This is a genomic window from Serratia sp. FS14, assembly GCF_000695995.1.
GTDB lineage: Bacteria > Pseudomonadota > Gammaproteobacteria > Enterobacterales > Enterobacteriaceae > Serratia > Serratia nematodiphila.
The window spans coordinates 3,301,369-3,320,702 of sequence record NZ_CP005927.1; the positions used below are offsets into that span (position 1 = coordinate 3,301,369).

The 19,334-nt window shown below is 56.6% G+C and carries 19 protein-coding genes; 7 read left to right on the top strand and 12 right to left on the bottom strand.

Features of this window, described 5'->3' with window-relative positions:
• Positions 1-54: 54 nt before the first annotated feature.
• Together L085_RS14960 and L085_RS14970 are read right to left on the bottom strand one after the other, a co-directional pair.
• Positions 55-615, bottom strand: coding sequence for a 3'-5' exonuclease (locus tag L085_RS14960; RefSeq protein WP_004932251.1), 561 nt, complete (start codon positions 613-615; stop codon positions 55-57).
• Between the two features lie 306 nt (positions 616-921).
• On the bottom strand, positions 922-1,404 hold the full coding sequence (locus L085_RS14970) for a hypothetical protein (RefSeq protein WP_044031086.1): 483 nt from the start codon (positions 1,402-1,404) through the stop codon (positions 922-924).
• Positions 1,405-1,629: 225 nt separating this feature from the next.
• On the opposite strand from L085_RS14970, the gene L085_RS14975 reads away from it, so the two are divergent.
• Positions 1,630-1,923, top strand: coding sequence for a hypothetical protein (locus tag L085_RS14975; protein WP_015378107.1), 294 nt, complete (start codon positions 1,630-1,632; stop codon positions 1,921-1,923).
• Between the two features lie 264 nt (positions 1,924-2,187).
• Here the strand turns inward: L085_RS14975 and L085_RS24775 are convergent, their stop codons facing one another.
• The gene (locus L085_RS24775; protein ID WP_015378105.1) at positions 2,188-2,364 is read right to left on the bottom strand and encodes a GhoT/OrtT family toxin; all 177 of its coding nucleotides are present in this window, start codon (positions 2,362-2,364) and stop codon (positions 2,188-2,190) included.
• 818 nt (positions 2,365-3,182) lie between these two features.
• On the opposite strand from L085_RS24775, the gene L085_RS14985 reads away from it, so the two are divergent.
• On the top strand, positions 3,183-3,872 hold the full coding sequence (locus tag L085_RS14985; protein ID WP_044031088.1) for an alpha/beta hydrolase: 690 nt from the start codon (positions 3,183-3,185) through the stop codon (positions 3,870-3,872).
• A 124-nt stretch (positions 3,873-3,996) separates the two neighbouring features.
• On the opposite strand, the gene L085_RS14990 is transcribed toward L085_RS14985, so the two are convergent.
• The 3 genes from L085_RS14990 to yeaG all read right to left on the bottom strand — a co-directional run bounded on the left by L085_RS14990 (position 3,997) and on the right by yeaG (position 7,900).
• A complete protein-coding gene (locus tag L085_RS14990; RefSeq protein WP_004932237.1) occupies positions 3,997-4,227 on the bottom strand; it encodes a hypothetical protein in 231 nt (76 codons plus the stop codon).
• 337 nt (positions 4,228-4,564) lie between these two features.
• On the bottom strand, positions 4,565-5,833 hold the full coding sequence (locus L085_RS14995; RefSeq protein WP_004932234.1) for a YeaH/YhbH family protein: 1,269 nt from the start codon (positions 5,831-5,833) through the stop codon (positions 4,565-4,567).
• 132 nt (positions 5,834-5,965) lie between these two features.
• Positions 5,966-7,900 (bottom strand): protein kinase YeaG, encoded by a 1,935-nt coding sequence (gene yeaG, locus L085_RS15000; protein WP_044031090.1) that lies wholly within the window; start codon positions 7,898-7,900, stop codon positions 5,966-5,968.
• A 426-nt stretch (positions 7,901-8,326) separates the two neighbouring features.
• Between yeaG and L085_RS15005 the strand changes: the two genes are divergently transcribed.
• Positions 8,327-9,091 carry a MipA/OmpV family protein gene (locus L085_RS15005; RefSeq protein ID WP_015378103.1) on the top strand — a complete coding sequence of 255 codons (765 nt, stop codon included), beginning with the start codon at positions 8,327-8,329 and terminating at the stop codon, positions 9,089-9,091.
• Positions 9,092-9,185: 94 nt separating this feature from the next.
• Here L085_RS15005 and L085_RS15010 read toward each other — a convergent pair whose 3' ends face one another.
• Both L085_RS15010 and gapA read right to left on the bottom strand, forming a co-directional pair.
• Positions 9,186-10,061, bottom strand: coding sequence for a D-hexose-6-phosphate mutarotase (locus tag L085_RS15010; protein ID WP_021503854.1), 876 nt, complete (start codon positions 10,059-10,061; stop codon positions 9,186-9,188).
• Positions 10,062-10,144: 83 nt separating this feature from the next.
• Positions 10,145-11,140 (bottom strand): glyceraldehyde-3-phosphate dehydrogenase, encoded by a 996-nt coding sequence (gapA, locus tag L085_RS15015; RefSeq protein WP_004932222.1) that lies wholly within the window; start codon positions 11,138-11,140, stop codon positions 10,145-10,147.
• A gap of 348 nt (positions 11,141-11,488) precedes the next feature.
• Between gapA and msrB the strand changes: the two genes are divergently transcribed.
• Both msrB and L085_RS15025 read left to right on the top strand, forming a co-directional pair.
• Positions 11,489-11,902, top strand: a complete 414-nt coding sequence (gene msrB, locus L085_RS15020; RefSeq protein ID WP_004932219.1) for a peptide-methionine (R)-S-oxide reductase MsrB — start codon at positions 11,489-11,491, stop codon at positions 11,900-11,902.
• Positions 11,903-11,965: 63 nt separating this feature from the next.
• Complete coding sequence (locus tag L085_RS15025) at positions 11,966-12,238, top strand: DUF1315 family protein (protein ID WP_004932218.1); 273 nt, start codon at positions 11,966-11,968, stop codon at positions 12,236-12,238.
• A gap of 43 nt (positions 12,239-12,281) precedes the next feature.
• On the opposite strand, the gene L085_RS15030 is transcribed toward L085_RS15025, so the two are convergent.
• From L085_RS15030 to sppA, 4 genes are all read right to left on the bottom strand, one after another.
• Positions 12,282-13,559, bottom strand: coding sequence for a glycoside hydrolase family 18 protein (locus L085_RS15030; RefSeq protein ID WP_044031092.1), 1,278 nt, complete (start codon positions 13,557-13,559; stop codon positions 12,282-12,284).
• A gap of 233 nt (positions 13,560-13,792) precedes the next feature.
• Positions 13,793-14,425 (bottom strand): bifunctional nicotinamidase/pyrazinamidase, encoded by a 633-nt coding sequence (gene pncA, locus L085_RS15035; RefSeq protein WP_015378100.1) that lies wholly within the window; start codon positions 14,423-14,425, stop codon positions 13,793-13,795.
• Between the two features lie 22 nt (positions 14,426-14,447).
• Complete coding sequence (gene ansA, locus L085_RS15040; RefSeq protein ID WP_016927477.1) at positions 14,448-15,464, bottom strand: asparaginase; 1,017 nt, start codon at positions 15,462-15,464, stop codon at positions 14,448-14,450.
• A gap of 93 nt (positions 15,465-15,557) precedes the next feature.
• A complete protein-coding gene (gene sppA, locus L085_RS15045; protein WP_044031094.1) occupies positions 15,558-17,414 on the bottom strand; it encodes a signal peptide peptidase SppA in 1,857 nt (618 codons plus the stop codon).
• Positions 17,415-17,574: 160 nt separating this feature from the next.
• On the opposite strand from sppA, the gene L085_RS15050 reads away from it, so the two are divergent.
• Positions 17,575-18,126: an NAD(P)H nitroreductase gene (locus tag L085_RS15050; protein ID WP_044031095.1), complete on the top strand. Its 552-nt coding sequence runs from the start codon at positions 17,575-17,577 to the stop codon at positions 18,124-18,126.
• A 157-nt stretch (positions 18,127-18,283) separates the two neighbouring features.
• Positions 18,284-19,327: a selenide, water dikinase SelD gene (gene selD / locus L085_RS15055; protein ID WP_044031097.1), complete on the top strand. Its 1,044-nt coding sequence runs from the start codon at positions 18,284-18,286 to the stop codon at positions 19,325-19,327.
• Positions 19,328-19,334 lie beyond the last annotated feature (7 nt).

Consider the following 19,334-nt stretch of genomic DNA (forward strand, 5'->3'; position numbering starts at 1 on the left):
ACAAAGAGGGCTAGAGTAGAGACTCTGGCGGCAAATGAAAAGGGGCAAAGCGGGTCAGCGCTGCGCCCCCTGACGATAATAGAGCGCCGAGACGGTATCGGCCACATAACGGGCCTGGTGGCGAGCATCATCCAGCGCACGATGCGGCATACCTTCGAACGGGCGAGCCTTTTTCGGGTTAAAGCCATGCAGTTCCGCCAGCGTGATCACCGTGCGCACGTCCTGAGTATCCCAAAACTTCCACGGGCAGGGCATTTCCAACTGCTGGAAGGCGTGTTCGAGGATCGCGCAGTCGAACTCTTTGCCGTTCCCCCAGACCTTTACCGTATCGGTGCTGTTCATATGGATAAAGCGGCTGAGGCTGCTCAGCACGCGCTTCAGGCTCTCGGTGCCGCCGAAGGCCTGTTTGCGTGCTTCATCGGACTGTTTCGCCCACCAGGCGACCGTGTCCAGACTGATGGTACGGCCTGGTTGGTCTTTCTGACTGCTGACGGCGGCCTCGAATTCGGCGCCGAGTTCCCCGGTCCGGGGATCGAAAAACACCGCCGCAACCACCAGAATGACGGCGCTGGGTTTTATATCCAGGGTTTCAATGTCTAACATCAGATGGTGCATCGGCGTTTCCGGTGGTGGGCGTGGTGGCTTAATGTTACTACAGAACGTGCGCCGATGCGGCCGGTGCGCACATGAAATCCTTTTAAAGCGCCTCGTTCAGGTTATGATGCTCGTGATACTCTTGTCAGGTTGGTCGCTATCGGTGAGAACGCTTATCTTTATTCTGTGCATGGTCGGCTACTTGCTGTTGCTGGGCTACCTTAGCATGTTCGTCACGGACAAGATCTGTGAGAAGGCGGGTAACTACACCAAAATATGCCGCGTCGTAGACATTTCCGAACCTCATATTCCCAAATAGCCCCCAGTTTATCCCAGATAGTCGGTGGTAATCAGCGGTGTCAGGATGGCCGCCAGCGCCGTGAGTGCCCCCCATTGCCGCCCGCCCAGCCGCGCCAGCCAGTCATGCCGCTGCGGCGGCGTGGCCAGTTGCCCGACGGCTACGGCGCCGGTCAGCAGCAGCGTCAGAATCAGCAGCACCAGGCAACGGCTCACCAGCGTGAACTCAACATGCAGCACATTGGCGTAATACAGGCGCATCAGAATAAAATAGCTCAGCAAGATCCAGGCGAAAACGACGTTCTTCTTGAGCACCTGCTGCAGCATCAACGCGAGAAACAGGCTGTGAAACAGCGACAACAGCGGGGCCTCGATCGGGTGCCGAACGCAGACGTTGTAGACCGCCATATAAATGTTGAAAACCAGCAGGATATAGATCACATAAATATACCAGCCGTAGATGACCTTGAGCTTTTTCGGGGTCGGCGGCAGGGAGAGTGCGTCCGGTTTCATTAATGCCTCCTGATGATGCCATGTAAACGCTGTGCTTGAAGACGGCGCGGCGACATCGTAATTTAAAATCCACAGGGTATATATCACCCGAGCGCTAAATGACAATTAAACGCGGGATCGGCTTTATTTCCGCGTTGGCCTGGAACTCTTTTGCGCCCGCGGGGTCGATTGGCGTACGAATGCCTGGCGGTTTTTGCACTATGATGACAGATATAATTTATTGATATGAAAGATTATAAAAACACTTCGGGCACAAAAATCCTGCTGCTGTTCAGCCTGGCGTTTTATACGCTGTTGCCACCGTTGCTGACGGCGGTCGTGTTCAACCGTTTCAATCTTAATCCGTTCGCGATCGTCAAATTTTTTCACTTCAACCCGTTTTTGGCCGATCGGGGCATACCCGGCTATCAGACTTTCTTCTACTTGCTGATGCTATGGTTGGGGTTGAACGCTTTGCTCTGGCTGCTGGTGTGGGGGGCGGGGCGATTGTATCAGCGCTGGCGATCGCCGCGCGGCTGATAGTTTCTCAAGGGGGAAAGTTGCCTGGGGAAATGACTTTTTATTCAATAATGAGACGTATTATCATTTTATTCACCGGTGAGGGGAAAAGGGTTGTCTCCTTCTGAGCCCCCCGATCCGGCACGACATTGCTCACATTGCTTCCCGTTTTCATGCCAGCCTTGCGCCGGCACTTTTTTATCCCACGCCAAAAACCATGACGCCGGTGGTCAGCCTCTTTTCATTAATATGACTGTTTAAAAGCCAGCGCGCGGCATTGGGGCGTTAGAACAGCGAAAACAGCAACACCACCGGCAGGCTCAACGGCCAGGTTAACCCGATGGTCAGTGCGCTGATACAGCGAATTTTGACGGTGTCCCGGCTAACCAGGTAGGTGAAAACCATAGAAACTAACAGACCAATAAAATAACAGTATTGCGTTGCAACCCACAGCGGCGACATGAAACCCGATCCCAGTTGTATTTTTACGCGCGAATTCTAGGAGCTTGGCGGGTGATAATCAATGACCAAAGGCCCTTTATTCAAACCTTTATCCATAAGTATGCATAATTTATTTCTATAAAGAACGTAGGGTTATTAGCGGCTTTATGTTTATTGCCAAAAGAAATCAACAGCATAGTTACCGGTAACATTTTGCGTCAGGCGAGCCATCCTTCTGGAGTGAACTCCGCTGAGTAGTAAAAGAGTCGGTGAAGGGGGAAACGCGGTGGGGTTATGACTCATAAAGATTAATGATGTATTTGCGGACGGCAGGTGAGGTGGCGTCGGGTTTGGCGGTATGTGAACCCTTCAGGCACCGGTTTTAGCGCATCAGTCGCGATACGCCGCTTGCCCGCCAGGGAGGGGGATGGTTGTCGTTATGGGTTTAATGAATGTTAAGACCGTAGACGAACAGCCACGAAAACAGCAGCGCCAGCAGGCATGCCATAAAAACGATGGAGATCATTTCCTTCACAACTTCATTCCTTTTCCCGGTGAGCCAAATTTACTTCTCTTTGTTTTTGCGCGAAATTTTAGATCGGTATGGGTAAAAATCCTAGTTTTAATCCTTTTTTTCCCGGCCGTGCGGCGTAAGCCGCTTCGATAAGCCGTGGCGGCGGTGGAAAATCGGGGACGTTAACTCGTCGTAGCTATTGCTGAACGCCATGAGGCTGACTATATAAAAGGGGGACTGCGTGGCGTCGAAGGCAGCCAGGCTCGCCCCTTGCGGGGGCGTTCATCTGCCTGCGGCGCTTTCCTATGAGATGAAGGAGTCGGCAATGAGCACAAAACCAACTATCGTGCTGGTACACGGATTCTGGGGTGGCGCCGCGCACTGGAGTAAGGTCATCATCGAGTTGTCGCGCAGGGGATATACGGCGATTCATGCGGTGGAAATGCCGTTGACGTCGCTGGCTGAGGATGCGGAACGTACGCGCAAGATGGTCGCGCAGCAAGCGGGACCGGTATTGTTGGTCGGGCACTCTTACGGCGGTGCCGTGATCACGGAAATGGGCAACCAGCCTAACGTGGTTGGCCTGGTCTACATCGCCGCGTTTGCGCCGGATGCCGGTGAAAGTGCCGGCGGTATTACGCAAGCGCATCCTCCTGCGGCAGTCGAGAATCTGGCCTCGGACAGCGACGGTTATCTGTGGATTAAAACCGACAAGTTTCACGAAAGCTTTTGCCAGGATCTGACCGCCGACGAGGCATTGGTGATGGCGGTGGCGCAGAAGGCCCCGCTGGCCGAGACCTTTGGCAACACCATCGGCGAGCCCGCCTGGAAACATAAGCCGTCATGGTATCAACTTTCCAGCGACGATTGCATGATAGCGCCGGAGAATCAGCGGCGCATGGCGCAGCGGCTGCAGGCCAAGAAAGTGATGGTGCTGAATGCCAGCCATGCCTCGCTGGTTTCCCATGCCGATGAGGTGGCGGGTTTGATTGACGAAGCGGCCGGTTTGAAATAAAGCAGGGGCAGGAAGGCTCGACATTCTGCGGCAGATTATCCCTTCGCTGATATCGTTATAACAGCATCATCAACACGACGGCGACGGCAATAATGGCGTAGAGGTCTGCCTTACGCATATCGCCTTAGCGTCCGTTAACGCCGATCATTTCTATTGCCGCGCGATGCAGCCGCTGAAAATAATCATCGGGCTGCTTTTCTATCTCCTGGATAAGGCTGGCGAGCAGGTTCTGTTTGGTTATCGGCTTGTTGGCGGTCAACACCAGCAGCACGTTTTTGCCGAGCAGGCAACATATTTGCTTATGGTATTCATCAACATCGTGCTTGTTGAGGCCATAGAGGGTGTAGTCGATCATGATGTCTAACCTGCTGACAGGTAAATGCCCGCCGCAGCGGGCTGAGAAGCCATAGAAAAATAAAATGAGGCAAATTTCGCTTAGGAAGAGACTTAAGCGATGGGGTAACGATAACTGAATGGGAATATTCCTATCAAGCCGTGCGGGGGGAGCGGCGGATGTTTAGGAATAACCTCAGAAGAACAAATAATAGAGAGGACCGTTCTGGGGAATCTGACTTATTATTGTTGTTGTCATTGTTTAAAAAATAAACATGGGTTTTGCAAATATATAATGCGAAAAAGAAACAGCCGGAAAACGGTGCTTTCCGGCTGTGGTGACATTCACGCGGCGTTATTCACACGGTCTGCTTACGGAACAGTTCGCGGAATACCGGATAGATATCGTCCGGTTCGCGGATATGCTGCATGGCGAAGTTGTCGAATTTCGCCTGCAGATCCTCGTATTCGCGCCACAGCGTTTGGTGAGCGCGGCGAGTGATTTCTATGTAGCTGTAATAACGCACCATCGGCAGGATCTTTTTCGCCAACAGCTCATGACACAGCGGTGAATCGTCGGCCCAGTTGTCGCCGTCCGACGCTTGCGCGGCATAGATATTCCATTGTGCCGGGTCATAACGCTCTTCGACTACGTCATTCATTAACTTCAGCGCGCTGGAAACGATGGTGCCGCCGGTTTCCTGCGAATAGAAGAACTCCTGTTCGTCCACCTCTTTCGCCTGGGTGTGATGGCGAATGTAGACCACCTCGACGTTTTTATAGGTTCGGCTCAGGAACAAATAGAGCAGAATGTAAAAACGCTTGGCCATGTCTTTGGTCGCCTGGTCCATCGAGCCGGACACGTCCATCAGGCAGAACATCACCGCCTGGCTGGAGGGCTCCGGCCGGCGCTCATAGTTTTTGTAGCGCAGGTCGAAGGTATCGATAAACGGCACGCTTTCGATTTTCTTGCGCAGTTCGGCAATTTCCTTGCGCAGCCGCTCCTCTTCCAGCAATTGCACCGGCTCGGTATTTTCCAACTGGGTCAGCGCATCTTCCAGCTCGTGCAACGCGCGTCTTTTACCGGCGGTCATGGCGGTTCGTCGCGCCAGCGAGTTTTGCAGCGAACGCACGACGCTGATGTTGGCCGGCACGCCATTGGCGGTATAGCCGGCACGATGGGTTTTGAACTCGGTTAACTGCTTGTACTGATTCTTTTTCAGATTGGGCAGGGCGAGATCCTCGAACAAAAGATCGAGGTACTCGTCTTTGGAGATCTGGAAGACGAATTCATCCTGGCCTTCACCGTCCTGGCTGGCGTTACCCTGGCCGCCGCCACCGCCTGCGCCGCCCTGAGGCCGCTCAACGCGATCGTTCTGTACGAAGTGGTCATTGCCTGGGTGAACGCGATGGCGTGTGCCGCCGCGCCCCTGATGAAACATCGGTTCGTTGATATCGTCAGTGGGGATGGAGACCGACTCCCCGCTGTCTACGTCGGTGACCGAACGCTTGTTGATGGCTTCGGCAATCGACTGTTTGATTTGCGACTTGTAACGGCGCAAGAAGCGCTGGCGGTTCACCATGCTCTTGTTTTTGCCGTTCAGCCGTCGGTCAATGAAATAGGCCATACTTCCCCCAAACGACGTTGCCAACTCTTCATGTCCCGGTCGCGACAGCGCAATGTGTAAGCCCCTCCTTGAGCTGCGCTGCAACGTCCATGACTGTGGACATGGCCCTGATAATGCCGCTTACCTGAGGCGTTATGAGGATTTTCTGACCCGCAGATACCATTCACACAACAGGCGCACCTGCTTGCGGGTATAGCCTTTCTCCATCATGCGGTCGACGAAGTCGTCGTGTTTTTTCTGCTCGTCCGTCGAGGTTTTGGCGTTAAACGAAATCACCGGCAACAGCTCTTCGGTATTGGAGAACATTTTCTTCTCGATCACGGTGCGCAGCTTCTCGTAGCTGGTCCAGTTCGGATTGCGGCCGTTGTTGTTGGCGCGGGCGCGCAGCACGAAGTTCACGATTTCGTTGCGGAAATCTTTCGGGTTGCTGATGCCGGCCGGTTTTTCAATTTTCTCCAGTTCGGCGTTCAAAGACTCGCGGTCGAACAGCTGACCTGTGTCGGGGTCGCGATACTCCTGATCCTGGATCCAGAAGTCCGCGTAGGTCACGTAACGGTCAAAAATGTTCTGTCCGTATTCCGAGTAGGATTCCAGATAGGCGGTCTGGATCTCTTTGCCGATAAACTCGGCGTATTTCGGGATCAGATAGCCTTTCAGATGTTCGAGGTATTTCTCGGCCAAATCCTGCGGGAACTGTTCGCGTTCGATCTGCTGCTCCAGCACATAGAACAGGTGCACGGGGTTGGCTGCCACCTCGGCGTGATCGAAGTTGAATACCCGCGAGAGGATTTTAAAGGCGAAACGGGTGGAGAGGCCGTTCATGCCTTCGTCAACCCCGGCGTAGTCGCGGTACTCCTGATAGGACTTGGCTTTCGGATCGGTATCCTTGAGGCTTTCACCGTCATACACGCGCATTTTCGAGTAAATGCTCGAGTTTTCCGGCTCTTTCAACCGCGACAGCACGCTAAAGCGCGCCAGCGTTTCGAGGGTGCCCGGCGCGCAGGGCGCGTGAGTCAGCTCGCTGTGGTCCAGCAGCTTGTCGTAAATCTTGATCTCTTCCGACACGCGCAGGCAGTAAGGCACCTTGACGATATACACGCGGTCGAGGAACGCTTCGTTGTTCTTGTTGTTACGGAAGGCCACCCACTCGGATTCGTTGGAGTGCGCCAGAATAATGCCGTTGAACGGCAGGGCGGAGATGCCCTCGGTGCCGTTGTAGTTACCTTCCTGAGTCGCCGTCAGCAGCGGATGCAGCACTTTGATCGGCGCTTTGAACATCTCGACGAATTCCATAATCCCCTGGTTGGCGCGGCACAGTGCGCCGGAATAGCCGTAGGCGTCCGGATCGTTCTGCGCGTGGTTCTCCAGCTTACGGATATCCACTTTACCGACCAGCGCCGAGATGTCCTGGTTGTTCTCATCGCCCGGTTCGGTTTTGGCGATGGCGATCTGCTCCAGGATGGAAGGGCGCACCTTCACGACTTTAAACTTGGTGATATCGCCGCCGAACTCGTGCAGGCGCTTCGCCGCCCACGGCGACATGATGGTGCCGAGATAGCGACTTGGGATGTTGAACTCTTTTTCCAGGATTGAGGCATCTTCCTGAGGGTTGAACAGGCACAGCGGATGATCGTTGACCGGGCTGCGTTCGCCGTTGGCGCTGAGGGTGTAGATGGGCACGCGCTGCATCAACGCTTTAAGGCGTTCTGCCAGCGAGGATTTACCGCCGCCCACCGGGCCCAGCAGGTAAAGGATCTGTTTCTTCTCTTCCAGGCCCTGCGCGGCGTGCTTCAGGTAAGAGACGATCTGTTCGATGGCCTCTTCCATGCCGTAGAATTCTTCGAAGGCCGGATAGCGTGCGATCACGCGGTTGGAGAACAGGCGCGACAGGCGTGATTCTAGCGCAGTGTCGACCATCACAGGTTCACCGATAGCCATCAGCAGACGTTCGGCCGCGTTGGCATAGGCACTGCGATCTTGCCGGCAAATGGTAAGAAATTCCTGCAGTGTGAACTCTTCGTCCTTGGCAGCTTCGTAGCGCTGGCGATAGTGGTCAAATATGTTCATGATGCCCGTCCTTTCGTTATTAGCACAGGTTAAAGAGAGCGTGTGATAGTGTTCTGGCTCCCGAAAGATGAGAATACGCCTGAGTACAGCAACCCGTATGCCAACTTGGTGCGCTTATTATCGCGAGTTGCGCTGTATGCCACTGGGCCCAGGATAAATTCACCTTCTGATTTAAGCTTAGTTTGCTTGCCGGAAAATTTCCTGCCGCAGAAAAAGCTTTTTTTAAGTCATATCAATGACTCAGTTATTGCCGGGATAACCAAATGCCTTGTCTGGCGCGGCCTGCGGGATAAAACGTCATCGTTCCGCCATGATTAATTCATAATTCCGCTATAAGTTATTCGATCTTGGTCGTTTTCCTTTGTAAAGATTAGGCGCGCAACTAAATTTTCACATAAACTATCGCGGCTATTAACCCTGTAATTTATGGAAAAAGAACCAGTGAAGATTTCAAAACTCAAAACGCTAGCAATTATCGCTTCCGCAATGGTTTGTGCGCAAAGTGCTCAGGCGGGGACCTGGTCACTCGGTGCTGCCGCGCTGGTTAGTCCGGACGCGTATCGCGGTTATCAGGACCGCGTTTATCCGGTGCCCGTCATCGACTATGAAGGTGACGACTTCTACTTCCGTACTCTGACCGCCGGTTACTACCTGTGGAAAGATCAAGAAAACCAGCTGAGCATCATGGGTTACTACACGCCATGGGGCTACCGTCCGGGCGACAGCGACGACGATCGCATGAAGCGCCTCGACAAGCGTCGCGGCACGCTGATGGCCGGCCTGGCCTATTCGCACAACGCGGAATGGGGCACCCTTCGTACCACGTTCACCGGCGACACGCTGAACAACAGCAACGGGCTGGTGGGCGATGTCGCTTATCTGTACAAGTTTGATCTGGACGCGCTGACGCTGGTCCCGGGCGTGGGCGTGATGTGGAACAGCAAGAACCAGAACAAATATTACTACGGCGTCAGCGCCAATGAATCACGTCGCAGCGGCCTGGACAGCTACACCCCTGGCGATAGCTGGGCTCCGTATCTCGAGCTGAGCGCCAATTATCAGATCAACAAAAGCTGGAACGCCTTCTTCGTCGGCCGCTATGTGAAGTTGTCGGATGAAGTGAAAGACAGCCCGATGGTGGATAAATCTTACACCGGTTTGTTGATGACGGGTGTGAGCTACACCTTCTAATCACGCATTGCACAACTATCGTGCATGTCGTGCATCAAAAAGGGGCGCTGGCGCCCCTTTTGCACATCTGTAGTGCGCTTCCGCGCACGGTTCCTCAGGCCTTCTTACGACTGCGGAAGGTGACACCCAAACGGGCGGGTTGCTCGCCGGCAGCGACCAGCGGTTTGCTGACGCGCCCGGTCTCGATGCAGACCATGGTCTTGTAACCGTCGTTCGGCATATCCCCCATGCTGCAGGAGAGTTCCACGCCGGGGTTCCAGGCGATGACGTCGCTCATATGATGGTGGTGAACCTCGATGGTGCGAGCGAGTGCCGGATCGCGGATCTGGCTGAAAGCTTCCGGGCGGGTATAGACGCGGTCGGTTTGGCCGATGAATGTCACTTCACCTGTCTGATGCGCCTCTGCGCCGCCCGCCACCTTGTCGATATAAGGCTCGCCCAGGCCCGCCACGCTGACCCGATCGATGTCGCCGACCTGGAAGTAACTGTGCAGCGCCGCCGTGGCTTGATAATCGCCGTGCGATTCCAGCTCGATCTCGCACTCTTCACCCAGCTTGAAGCGAGCAATCAGCGTGAAGGCGTGCGGCCACAGTTTGCGGGTCTGCTCATTGTCTTTCAGCGTAAAGGTCAGGATGACGCCGTTCTCATCTTCATCGTGCGCCGTCAGGCTCCAGGGCTGGTTGCGAGCAAAGCCGTGGGAGGGTTGCGCCACCGGGCCGAACCACGGCCAGCAGATCGGCACGCCACCGCGGATGGCCTTGCCTGTGGCGAAAGGCGTGTTGTTGCTGAGCCAAATCACCGGCTGCTCACCGCTGGGCTGCCAGGCCAGCAAATGCGCGCCTTGCAGCGCGACGGCCGCGCGCACTTTCGGGTGCGACACCACAACCACGCCCAGCTCATCGAGTTGCCGCTGGCTGATATAAGGAGAAATTTGTTCGGAAACGGGCAGGGTGAAAATTTTCTCGTTCATTTCATGACCTATTGTTTGCCGGAGATACAAATAAAAAAGGGCGACAAAAATGTCGCCCTCATTATCAGCTTAACATCATGCCATTACTTGGAGATGTGAGCGATCAGATCCAGAACCTTGTTAGAGTAGCCGGTTTCGTTGTCGTACCAGGAAACCAGTTTCACGAAGTTGTCGTTCAGTGCGATACCGGCTTTGGCATCGAACACGGAAGTCAGTACTTCGCCGTTGAAGTCGGTGGAAACCACGTCGTCTTCAACATAGCCCAGAACGCCTTTCATAGAGCCTTCAGCGGCGTCTTTGATGGCTTTCTTGATTTCTTCGTAGGTAGCCGCTTTTTCCAGACGCACGGTCAGGTCAACAACGGACACGTTAGGGGTCGGTACGCGGAACGCCATGCCGGTCAGTTTGCCTTTCAGCTCTGGCAGAACCACGCCAACCGCTTTCGCTGCGCCGGTAGAAGAAGGGATGATGTTCTGGGATGCGCCGCGGCCGCCGCGCCAGTCTTTGTGAGACGGGCCATCAACGGTTTTTTGAGTAGCGGTGGTGGCGTGAACGGTGGTCATCAGGCCTTCAACGATACCGAAGTTGTCGTTGATGACTTTAGCCAGTGGCGCCAGGCAGTTGGTGGTGCAAGAGGCGTTGGACACGATGTCCTGGCCGGCATATTTGTCAAAGTTGGCGCCGCGAACGAACATTGGGGTCGCATCTTTGGATGGGCCAGTCAGAACCACTTTTTTAGCGCCGGCGGTGATGTGTTTACGCGCGGTTTCGTCGGTCAGGAAGATACCGGTCGCTTCAGCAACCACATCAACACCCACTTCGTTCCACTTCAGGTTAGCCGGGTCTTTCTCTGCGGTAACACGGATGGTTTTGCCGTTAACAACCAGGTGGCCGTCTTTAACTTCTACCGTACCGTTGAAACGGCCGTGAGTAGAGTCATACTTCAGCATGTAAGCCATGTACTCTGCGTCCAACAGGTCGTTGATTGCAACGATCTCGATGTCAGAACGCTCTTGAGCAGCACGGAAAACAATGCGACCGATACGGCCAAAACCGTTGATACCTACTTTGATAGTCATATATTCCACCAGCTATTTGTTAGTGAATAAAAGGTTGGTTGTAAAATTACAAAAACCTTACCCAGCGTCAAGCGGAATCGTGTCAATACTTGCGGCAAGTCAAACCGGAAGGGTGGTTTTGCACGCTTATTGCACAGTCCATTTGCGCTCGGCCTCATCCGTTATATGGGGACAAGCCGCCAAGTATAAAGTCAGCATACGCAAGATGTGTGATCGTTATCACATATCATCGTGACGTGGCCTTTATGGGCTACAGTTTAGGCCAAAAACCCCTGCAGCGGTGTTAATTTTTTGTTATTATTAATCATTGTTTTCGTTGACATTATCCACATTCAGAGATAAGCACAAATGGCTAAAGAGACAACCCCCGGTCATCCGGTCACGGAACTGAATGAAATCCAACGTTATGTGACGCAACAGCGTGGCACCGAAGCGCCGTTCAGCGGCAAATTGCTGCACAACAAGCGCGAGGGCGTGTACCATTGCCTGTGCTGTAACCAGCCGCTGTTCTATTCCGAAACCAAATACGATTCCGGCTGCGGCTGGCCGAGCTTTTATGAGCCGGTTTCCGCCGATGCAATCCGTTATCTTGATGATAATTCACATAATATGCATCGTGTTGAAATCCGCTGCGGCCACTGCGACGCGCATCTGGGGCACGTTTTCCCTGATGGCCCGCAGCCGACTGGCGACCGCTACTGCGTCAACTCCGCCTCGCTGAGTTTCACCGATGGCGAAAATGGCGACCAAACGGCCGGTTAAGTGGTAATTTAATCAACAAAATCGATTCAGCTAATTATTCATCTGTAAGCGAGAAGGGCTCTGATGGACGTGAAAGATCTGATTGCGGCGATGACGCCCGAGATATACCAGCGCCTGGTGCAGGCGGTTGAGCTGGGCAAGTGGCCGGACGGCGTGGCGCTGACGCCTGAGCAGAAGGAAAACAGCCTGCAGGCGGTGATGCTGTGGCAGTCGATGAACAACGTCGATCCGCAGCACATGAGCATCGGCACCGACGGGCAGATCGTGATGAAGAGCAAGCAAGAACTGAAGCAGCAGTTTGTTGCCGAGCCGCTGGTCAAACTTAAACCGCAGTAAGCTGTCCCTAAAGCGGGGCGATGTCGCCATCGCCCCCGTCGATTTACCGTTTCTCGCCTTTTATTCCCAGCGACTCCGCCAGCTGTTGCGCCAGCCGGTTATTGTCGTCCGCGCCGTACTCCCAGAACATCGCTCCCCCCAATCCCTGGCTTTTGATGTACTCGGCTTTGATAGCCACCGAACGCGGGTTCTCGTAGGAGATGGCGAACAGCGGTTTGCCTTCGGCGGATTGCAGCGTCAGGTATGGCACTTTGGCGTCGTAATCCCAGTGTTCGCGAAAACGCTGCTGCGGATCGTTGAGCAATTTGCTGACGATATCGTGGTATTTAAAGTAAGTGTCTTTGCTGAGATCCAACCCCAGCGTGCGGAACAGAGCGGTTTCTCGCGCACTGAAATAAGGCTGCGTCACCGGATGTTTGGCGGCGTCCGGCTTGTCCCAGTCGATGCCCGGCTCGGTCGCTCGTTTCGGCACCCGGCCGTAGAAACCGATACCCAGGTTCATCTGCGCCGGTTTTAATCCGGCGGCCAGATAATGTTTTACCACGGAATCGGCGCTGTAGCGGTCGGCGGCGGCTACGGTTGGCCAGCGCTTTGAATCGTACAGGTTGGCATTGAAGTACTGCGTGCCGTAAGCCATGTCGTAGGTCATTAGATTAATGTAGTTGAGGTAAGGGGCAATGCTTTTCACATCGACCCATTCCTGCGGGCTTTTGACGTTGGCCCCGACGGCGATGGTTAACAGCTTGCCTTTACCCAGCGCCTGATGAAGCTCTCTCAGCAGCAGGGTGAAGTTGTCTCGGTCTGCCGGTTGGCTTTCCACCAAACCCCAGGCGCCGTTTACCGGGTATTCCCAGTCCAGATCGATCCCATCCAGCCCGTACTGCTCGATCACCTGCAACGCGGAGCGAATGAAAATCGCCCGGTTTCCCGCGGTGGCGGCAGCGCCGGAGAAACCGCGTGCGCCCCAGCCGCCGACCGACAACAGCACTTTCAGCTCGGGGTTCTGTTTGCGCAGCACCGGCAGCCGTTGCAAATCGGCCGTGACTTTCGGCGACAGGTAGATCTGGTGGCGGCGAGCGGGGTCTTTCAGCGCCGCATTGGTTTCGTCTTTCTCGTCGTTGTAGATCAGGCCAAACGAATAGTTGAGATGGGTGATTTGCGTCACGTCCAGCTTGTCGATGTCACCACCGGGGCCGGCGGTAACGTCGCCGCCGCCGTTGAAGTAGCCGACGGAGAGATAGGCCGCCTGGGCCGTGCTTGCGCCGGCCATAGCCAATTGCACCGCCGCCAGCAAAGGCAGCAGTTTTCGGGTTATTTTCATGTCTGTCTCCTTGTGGTCGGCAAGGCCGACCGTACCGCCAGGGGCGGGCACAATAAAGCCGGGCTCAGTGGGCCCCGGATGCGTATAACCGATTGACGCCAAAAGCGTCGCAGCCATAACAGCAAAAGCGCCTGCCGGTCACAAGCCGTTGGGGAAGAAGAAAGGTGGTATTGTGAGCGGCGTCGATAATTTCGCCGCTGCGTAGAGAGGGCGCCGGTGGCGCCCGAGAGGATTTAGTTGGCGAGAAACTGTGACAGGGTAACTAGCTGTGCGCCGGCGCGCGCCATGTCCTGCAGCGCTTGCTCACTGTCGCCCGGCTGCAGATTCACGCCGCGGCAGCCGTCGACGATCACCTGCGTCGGATAGCCGGCAGCCAGTGCATCCAGCACGCTGAACTTCACGCAGTAGTCGGTCGCCAGGCCCATGATCGCCAGCCGCCGGACGCCCTGCGATTGCAGCCAATCGTGCAGTTCGGTCTGCGCCCGGTGGCCGTTATCGAAGAACGCGCTGTAGCTGTCGATGCTCGTATCCTGCCCTTTGCGAAAAACGGCATCGATGTGTTGCCGCTGCAATTGAGAATGAAAATCGGCGCCGTGGCTCCCTTGCACGCAGTGCACCGGCCACCACACCTGCGGCAGACCTTCCAGCTCGCCGAGGGTGCCGACCTGCGCATGGGAGTTCACCGCAAAGCTGCGGTGATTGGCGGGATGCCAGTCCTGGCTGGCCACCACCGGCTCGCCCCGCGCCAGGCAGGCGGCGATCGCCTGATTGGCGACCGGAATGACGGCGTCGCCCTCCGTGACCGCCAGCGCGCCGCCGGGGCAGAAATCGTTTTGCAGATCGATCAACAACAGGGCCGTTTTCATCGCCGCTCCAGAGTTCAGTAGGTTAACCGTTGATGCTCAGCTCGCCGCGCAGATCTTGCTGCATCAGGGCGCGGATTTGTTCCGGCGTCAGCGGCTGGCTCAACAGATAGTGCAGCTTGGTCAGGGCGGCTTCCACCGTCATGTCGAAACCGCTGATCACCCCGGCATGCGCCAGCGCGTTGCCGGTGGCGTAGCCTTCCATATTGACGCGCCCGGAGATGCACTGCGTCAGGTTGACCACCACGATGCCGCGTTCAGAGGCCGCACGCAACTCGTCGATCAGCTCGGCCTTTTGCGGCGCGTTACCGACGCCGTAGGAGCGCAGGATCAGCGCCTTGACCGGCTGCAACAGGAAATTACGCACCACCGCGCCGGAAATGCCCGGATAGATGGTGACCACGCCGATCGGCTGCGGCGTGATGTCATGCACCTGCAACGCGCCGTTGCAAGCCGGGCTGTCGATGCCTTGCTGGCGGCGAATATGGATGCCGGCTTCCAGCAGCGGCGGCAGATTGGGGGAAGCGAAGGCGTCGAAGCCGTCGGCGTGCGCTTTGGTGGTGCGGTTGCCGCGGAACAGCTTGTTGTTGAAGAACAGGCTGACTTCATTCACCGGATGGTTGGCCGCCAGATACAGCGCGTTGAGCAGGTTGGTTTGGCCATCGGAGCGCAGCTCCGCCAGCGGGATCTGCGAGCCGGTGACGATCACCGGTTTGGCCAGGTTTTCCAGCATGAAGGAAAGCGCAGAGGCGGTGAACGCCATGGTGTCGGTGCCGTGCAGGATCACGAAGCCGTCGTAGCGATCGTAGTTCTGCTTGATGTCGTCGGCGATGTGCTGCCAGTCTTCCGGCGTCATGTCTGAAGAGTCAATCAATGGCGCGTATTCATGAATGGTGAAATCCGGCATCTCCGGCCGATGGAATTCGGGCATCAGCGCCAGCTGGCGCTGCAGGTGGCCGGAAACCGGGATGTAGCCGTGATCGGAACGCTGCATGCCGATGGTGCCGCCGGTGTAGGCGACGTAAATGGATTTCTTTTGCATGGTTATGATTTTAACAAAGATAAGATGGGCTGAATTATAGGGTCATGGCGGCAGAAAAAAAGCCCGGCGGTGGCCGGGCTGCAGAATTATTTGTTAGCGGACTTCTCCGCAGGTCAGACAGATCGCGTAACGGTTCTGCGGATCGTTCAGGTTATTGAACAAACCCGGCTGCTCTTTCACCGCGTTGGCGACCGAAGCCAGCGGGGCGGGCAGCATGGCCTGAATCGCGGCCGGCAGCATGGCGTGAATGGAAACGCCAAACTGGCTGAGCACCATATCGCTGAGGCTTGGGGTATCGACGAACCAGTCGAGCTGCCACTGCTGCAGCTTTGCCAGCTCGGCGGCTTTCTTCACCGCGTCGTCGAAATCACCCAACTGATCGACCAGGCCGTTGGCCTTGGCGTCGCTGCCGAGCCAGACGTGGCCCTGTGCGATTTGGTCAACCTGCTGCGGGGTCATCTTGCGTGATTTGGCGACCAGATCGAGGAAGTTCTTATACCCGTTTTCGATATTCAGCTGCATCATCTGCGAGAACTCCTGCGGCAACGCCTTGGTGACCGCGATATCGGCCAGTGGCGATGTCGCCACGCCGTCGGTGTGTACGCCCAGCGTATCCAGGGTTTTCTCGTAGGTATTGATGATGCCGAAAATGCCGATAGAACCGGTCAGGGTGCTCGGGCTGGCGATGATGTAATCGGCCGGCGTCGAGACCCAATAGCCACCCGACGCGGCCATGCCGCCCATCGACACCACCACCGGTTTGCCGGCGGCGCGCACGGCGGCCAGCTCGGAGCGGATCACTTCGGACGCGCTGACGCTGCCGCCAGGGCTATTGACGCGGAACACCACGGCTTTGACGGCCGGATCCAGACGTGCCTGACGCAGCTCGGCGGCGGTGGTGTCGCCCCCGACGTTGCCCGGCGTCTGCGGGCCGTCCATGATGGCGCCGTTGGCGAACACCACGGCGATCTTGCCGCCCTGGTTGGCGTCCGGCTTCGGCTGGTAGTCGTAGATGCTGATGGCGTTGAAATCGTTCGCCTGTTTGTCCCAGCCGAAGGTCTTGACCAGCTGATTTTCGATCGCGGTGCGCGACGCCAGCTCGTCCACCAGCTTATTGTCCAGCGCATAGCGGGCGGTGTCGCCACCGGCCGCCTGCAGGCCGCTCAGCACGCCGGCTGCGCCCGGGAACAGCTGCTGCGGCGTCAGCTGCCGGTTGGCGGCCACGGTCTCCAGGTAGTTCTGCCACAGGCCGCCGATCCAACGGCTGTCCGCTTCGCGCGCCGCCGGGGACATATCGTCGCGGATCAGCGGTTCGACCGCCGATTTATAGGTGCCGACGCGGAAGATATTGGTGGTGACCTTGAGCATGTCCAGCAACGACTTGTAATACAGGTTGTTGGTGGCGAAACCGTGCAGATCGACCGCGCCCTGCGGCGACAGGAAGACCTTGTTGGCGTAGCTGGCCAGGTAGTATTGCGTTTGGTTGTAGCTGTCGCCGATGGCGAAGATCGGTTTGCCGCTGTCGCGGAACTCGCGCAGCGCTTTGCCGATATAGCGCAGCGACGGCTGATCGGCGCCGGCGAAGTCATTCAGCTGCAACACCATGCCGGTAATGTTTTTGTCGTCTTTGGCCTTGCGGATGCTGTCCACCACGTCGAACAGCGAGTTCTCCTGCAGGCGGCTGCTGGAGGCGCCCAACAGTTCACGCCCCCATTGCCGCACCCGGTTGTTTACCGAAGGCTGATCGACCACCACGCCGCTTAAATCGACCAACAGCGCGCCGCGCGCCGGGGCCGTCGAGGTGGAGGAACTTTGGAAGGACAGATAGATGCCGACCCCAACCAGGATCAGCAGGACCAGGAACAGGTTAAGGATCAGTTCCCTGATAAAATTCAGCAGACGCCATGTCCACCGGAAAATGCCGGCAATAATTTGCCACAATGTGCGCATGTGCTCTCCAACAAGAGTCGAGAATGTTCCGCTATCCTAATGAGCGGCCGGGTAAATGTCAGCTTTAAATCGTGGCACACAGACGCTATCGCCGAGGCTGTAACTCGCCGTTTAGCTATGTTAACGTGGCCGGAATGAAAATTGTTATCAGGAGTTTACGATGGATGCTCTGGATCTTTTATTGAATCGTCGCTCGGCTTCGCGCCTGGCGGAACCGGCACCGGCGGGGGAAGTGCGCCAAAACATCATCAACGCGGGCCTGCGTGCGCCCGATCACGGTGCGCTGCAGCCGTGGCGTTTCGTGATGATCGAGAATCAGGGCCTGGAGCGCTTCAGTCAGCTGCTGCAGGCGGCGGCGAAGCAGGATCAGTTGGATGAAGCGGCGATCGAAAAAGCCACCAAGGCGCCGTTCCGCGCACCGCTGATCATCACCGTCATCGCGCATTGCACTGAAGAGACCAAGGTGCCGCGCTGGGAGCAGGTGGTTTCCGCCGGTTGCGCCGTGCAGGCGATGCAGATGGCGGCGCTGGCGCAGGGCTTTAACGGCATCTGGCGCACCGGCGCCTGGACCGAGCATGCGCTGGTGCGTGAAGCCTTCGGTTGCCGCGAGCAGGACGAGATCGTCGGTTTCCTCTATCTGGGCACGCCGCAGCTGAAGGCCTCCACTAAAGTGACGCCGCCGGACAACACGCCTTTCGTCAGCTATTTCTAAGTATTATCCAACGGGGCGCGGCGAAAATGCGCCAAACCCCGCAAAATTGCATGGTTTCTGAGCAGGCCGTTCGCTTATCGGCGGCCCGCTCTTATCAATCCCCTCGGCAAGCGCTACCCTATGTTATCTTGAGTGCCGTTATCGAAGGGAGTGGACTATGACATCGCCAGCGATCCGTTTAACCCAGTACAGCCATGGCGCTGGCTGCGGCTGCAAAATCTCACCGAAAGTTCTCGAAACCATCCTGCACAGCGAGCGGGAAAAATTTGTCGATCCGCGTCTGTTGGTCGGCAATGAAACCCGCGACGACGCGGCGGTGTATGACATCGGCAACGGCGTCGGCATCATCAGCACTACCGACTTCTTCATGCCGATCGTCGACGATCCGTTCGATTTCGGCCGTATCGCCGCCGCTAACGCCATCAGCGACGTATACGCCATGGGCGGCAAACCGATCATGGCGATCGCCATTCTCGGCTGGCCAATCGCCAAACTGCCGCCGGAGGTGGCGCAGCAGGTGATCGACGGCGGACGTTTCGCTTGCCAGCAGGCGAGGATCGCGCTGGCCGGCGGCCATTCCATCGATGCGCCGGAACCTATCTTCGGCCTGGCGGTCACCGGCGTGGTCAATACCGAGCGAGTGAAAAAGAACAGCGCCGCACAGGCCGGGGCGCAACTCTATTTGACCAAGCCGCTGGGCATTGGCGTGCTGACGACCGCCGAGAAGCAAAGCAAGCTGCGCCCTGAACATCAAGGGCTGGCGACGGACGTGATGTGTCGTCTTAACAAGCCGGGCGCCGACTTTGCCGAAGTGGCGGGCGTCACGGCGATGACCGACATCACCGGCTTTGGCCTGTTGGGCCACCTGAGCGAGGTTTGTCAGGGCTCCGGTCTGCAGGCGACGGTCTGGTTCGATCGGGTGCCGAAGCTGCCGGATGTCGAGGCGTATATCGCCGAGGGCTGCGTGCCGGGCGGCACCGGGCGCAACTTCGACAGTTACGGCCATCTGGTGGGCGAGATGAGTGATTTGCAGCGTCAGCTGCTGTGCGATCCGCAAACCTCCGGCGGTTTGCTGTTGGCGGTATTGCCGGAGGCGCAGGCGCAGGTGCTGGCGATTGCCGAGCAGCACGGCATCACGCTCAATCCTATCGGTGAGCTGCATGCCGCACAGGCAGGTAAACCGCTGATCGAGGTTGTGTAGTGTCCAA

Excerpts from the sequence above, each read along its gene's own strand:
- L085_RS14960 (WP_004932251.1), bottom strand. The coding sequence starts at position 615 with ATGCACCATCTGATGTTAGACATTGAAACCCTGGATATAAAACCCAGC.
- L085_RS14970 (WP_044031086.1), bottom strand. The coding sequence starts at position 1,404 with ATGAAACCGGACGCACTCTCCCTGCCGCCGACCCCGAAAAAGCTCAAG.
- L085_RS14975 (WP_015378107.1), top strand. The coding sequence starts at position 1,630 with ATGAAAGATTATAAAAACACTTCGGGCACAAAAATCCTGCTGCTGTTC.
- L085_RS24775 (WP_015378105.1), bottom strand. The coding sequence starts at position 2,364 with ATGTCGCCGCTGTGGGTTGCAACGCAATACTGTTATTTTATTGGTCTG.
- L085_RS14985 (WP_044031088.1), top strand. The coding sequence starts at position 3,183 with ATGAGCACAAAACCAACTATCGTGCTGGTACACGGATTCTGGGGTGGC.
- L085_RS14990 (WP_004932237.1), bottom strand. The coding sequence starts at position 4,227 with ATGATCGACTACACCCTCTATGGCCTCAACAAGCACGATGTTGATGAA.
- L085_RS14995 (WP_004932234.1), bottom strand. The coding sequence starts at position 5,833 with ATGGCCTATTTCATTGACCGACGGCTGAACGGCAAAAACAAGAGCATG.
- yeaG (WP_044031090.1), bottom strand. The coding sequence starts at position 7,900 with ATGAACATATTTGACCACTATCGCCAGCGCTACGAAGCTGCCAAGGAC.
- L085_RS15005 (WP_015378103.1), top strand. The coding sequence starts at position 8,327 with ATGGAAAAAGAACCAGTGAAGATTTCAAAACTCAAAACGCTAGCAATT.
- L085_RS15010 (WP_021503854.1), bottom strand. The coding sequence starts at position 10,061 with ATGAACGAGAAAATTTTCACCCTGCCCGTTTCCGAACAAATTTCTCCT.
- gapA (WP_004932222.1), bottom strand. The coding sequence starts at position 11,140 with ATGACTATCAAAGTAGGTATCAACGGTTTTGGCCGTATCGGTCGCATT.
- msrB (WP_004932219.1), top strand. The coding sequence starts at position 11,489 with ATGGCTAAAGAGACAACCCCCGGTCATCCGGTCACGGAACTGAATGAA.
- L085_RS15025 (WP_004932218.1), top strand. The coding sequence starts at position 11,966 with ATGGACGTGAAAGATCTGATTGCGGCGATGACGCCCGAGATATACCAG.
- L085_RS15030 (WP_044031092.1), bottom strand. The coding sequence starts at position 13,559 with ATGAAAATAACCCGAAAACTGCTGCCTTTGCTGGCGGCGGTGCAATTG.
- pncA (WP_015378100.1), bottom strand. The coding sequence starts at position 14,425 with ATGAAAACGGCCCTGTTGTTGATCGATCTGCAAAACGATTTCTGCCCC.
- ansA (WP_016927477.1), bottom strand. The coding sequence starts at position 15,464 with ATGCAAAAGAAATCCATTTACGTCGCCTACACCGGCGGCACCATCGGC.
- sppA (WP_044031094.1), bottom strand. The coding sequence starts at position 17,414 with ATGCGCACATTGTGGCAAATTATTGCCGGCATTTTCCGGTGGACATGG.
- L085_RS15050 (WP_044031095.1), top strand. The coding sequence starts at position 17,575 with ATGGATGCTCTGGATCTTTTATTGAATCGTCGCTCGGCTTCGCGCCTG.
- selD (WP_044031097.1), top strand. The coding sequence starts at position 18,284 with ATGACATCGCCAGCGATCCGTTTAACCCAGTACAGCCATGGCGCTGGC.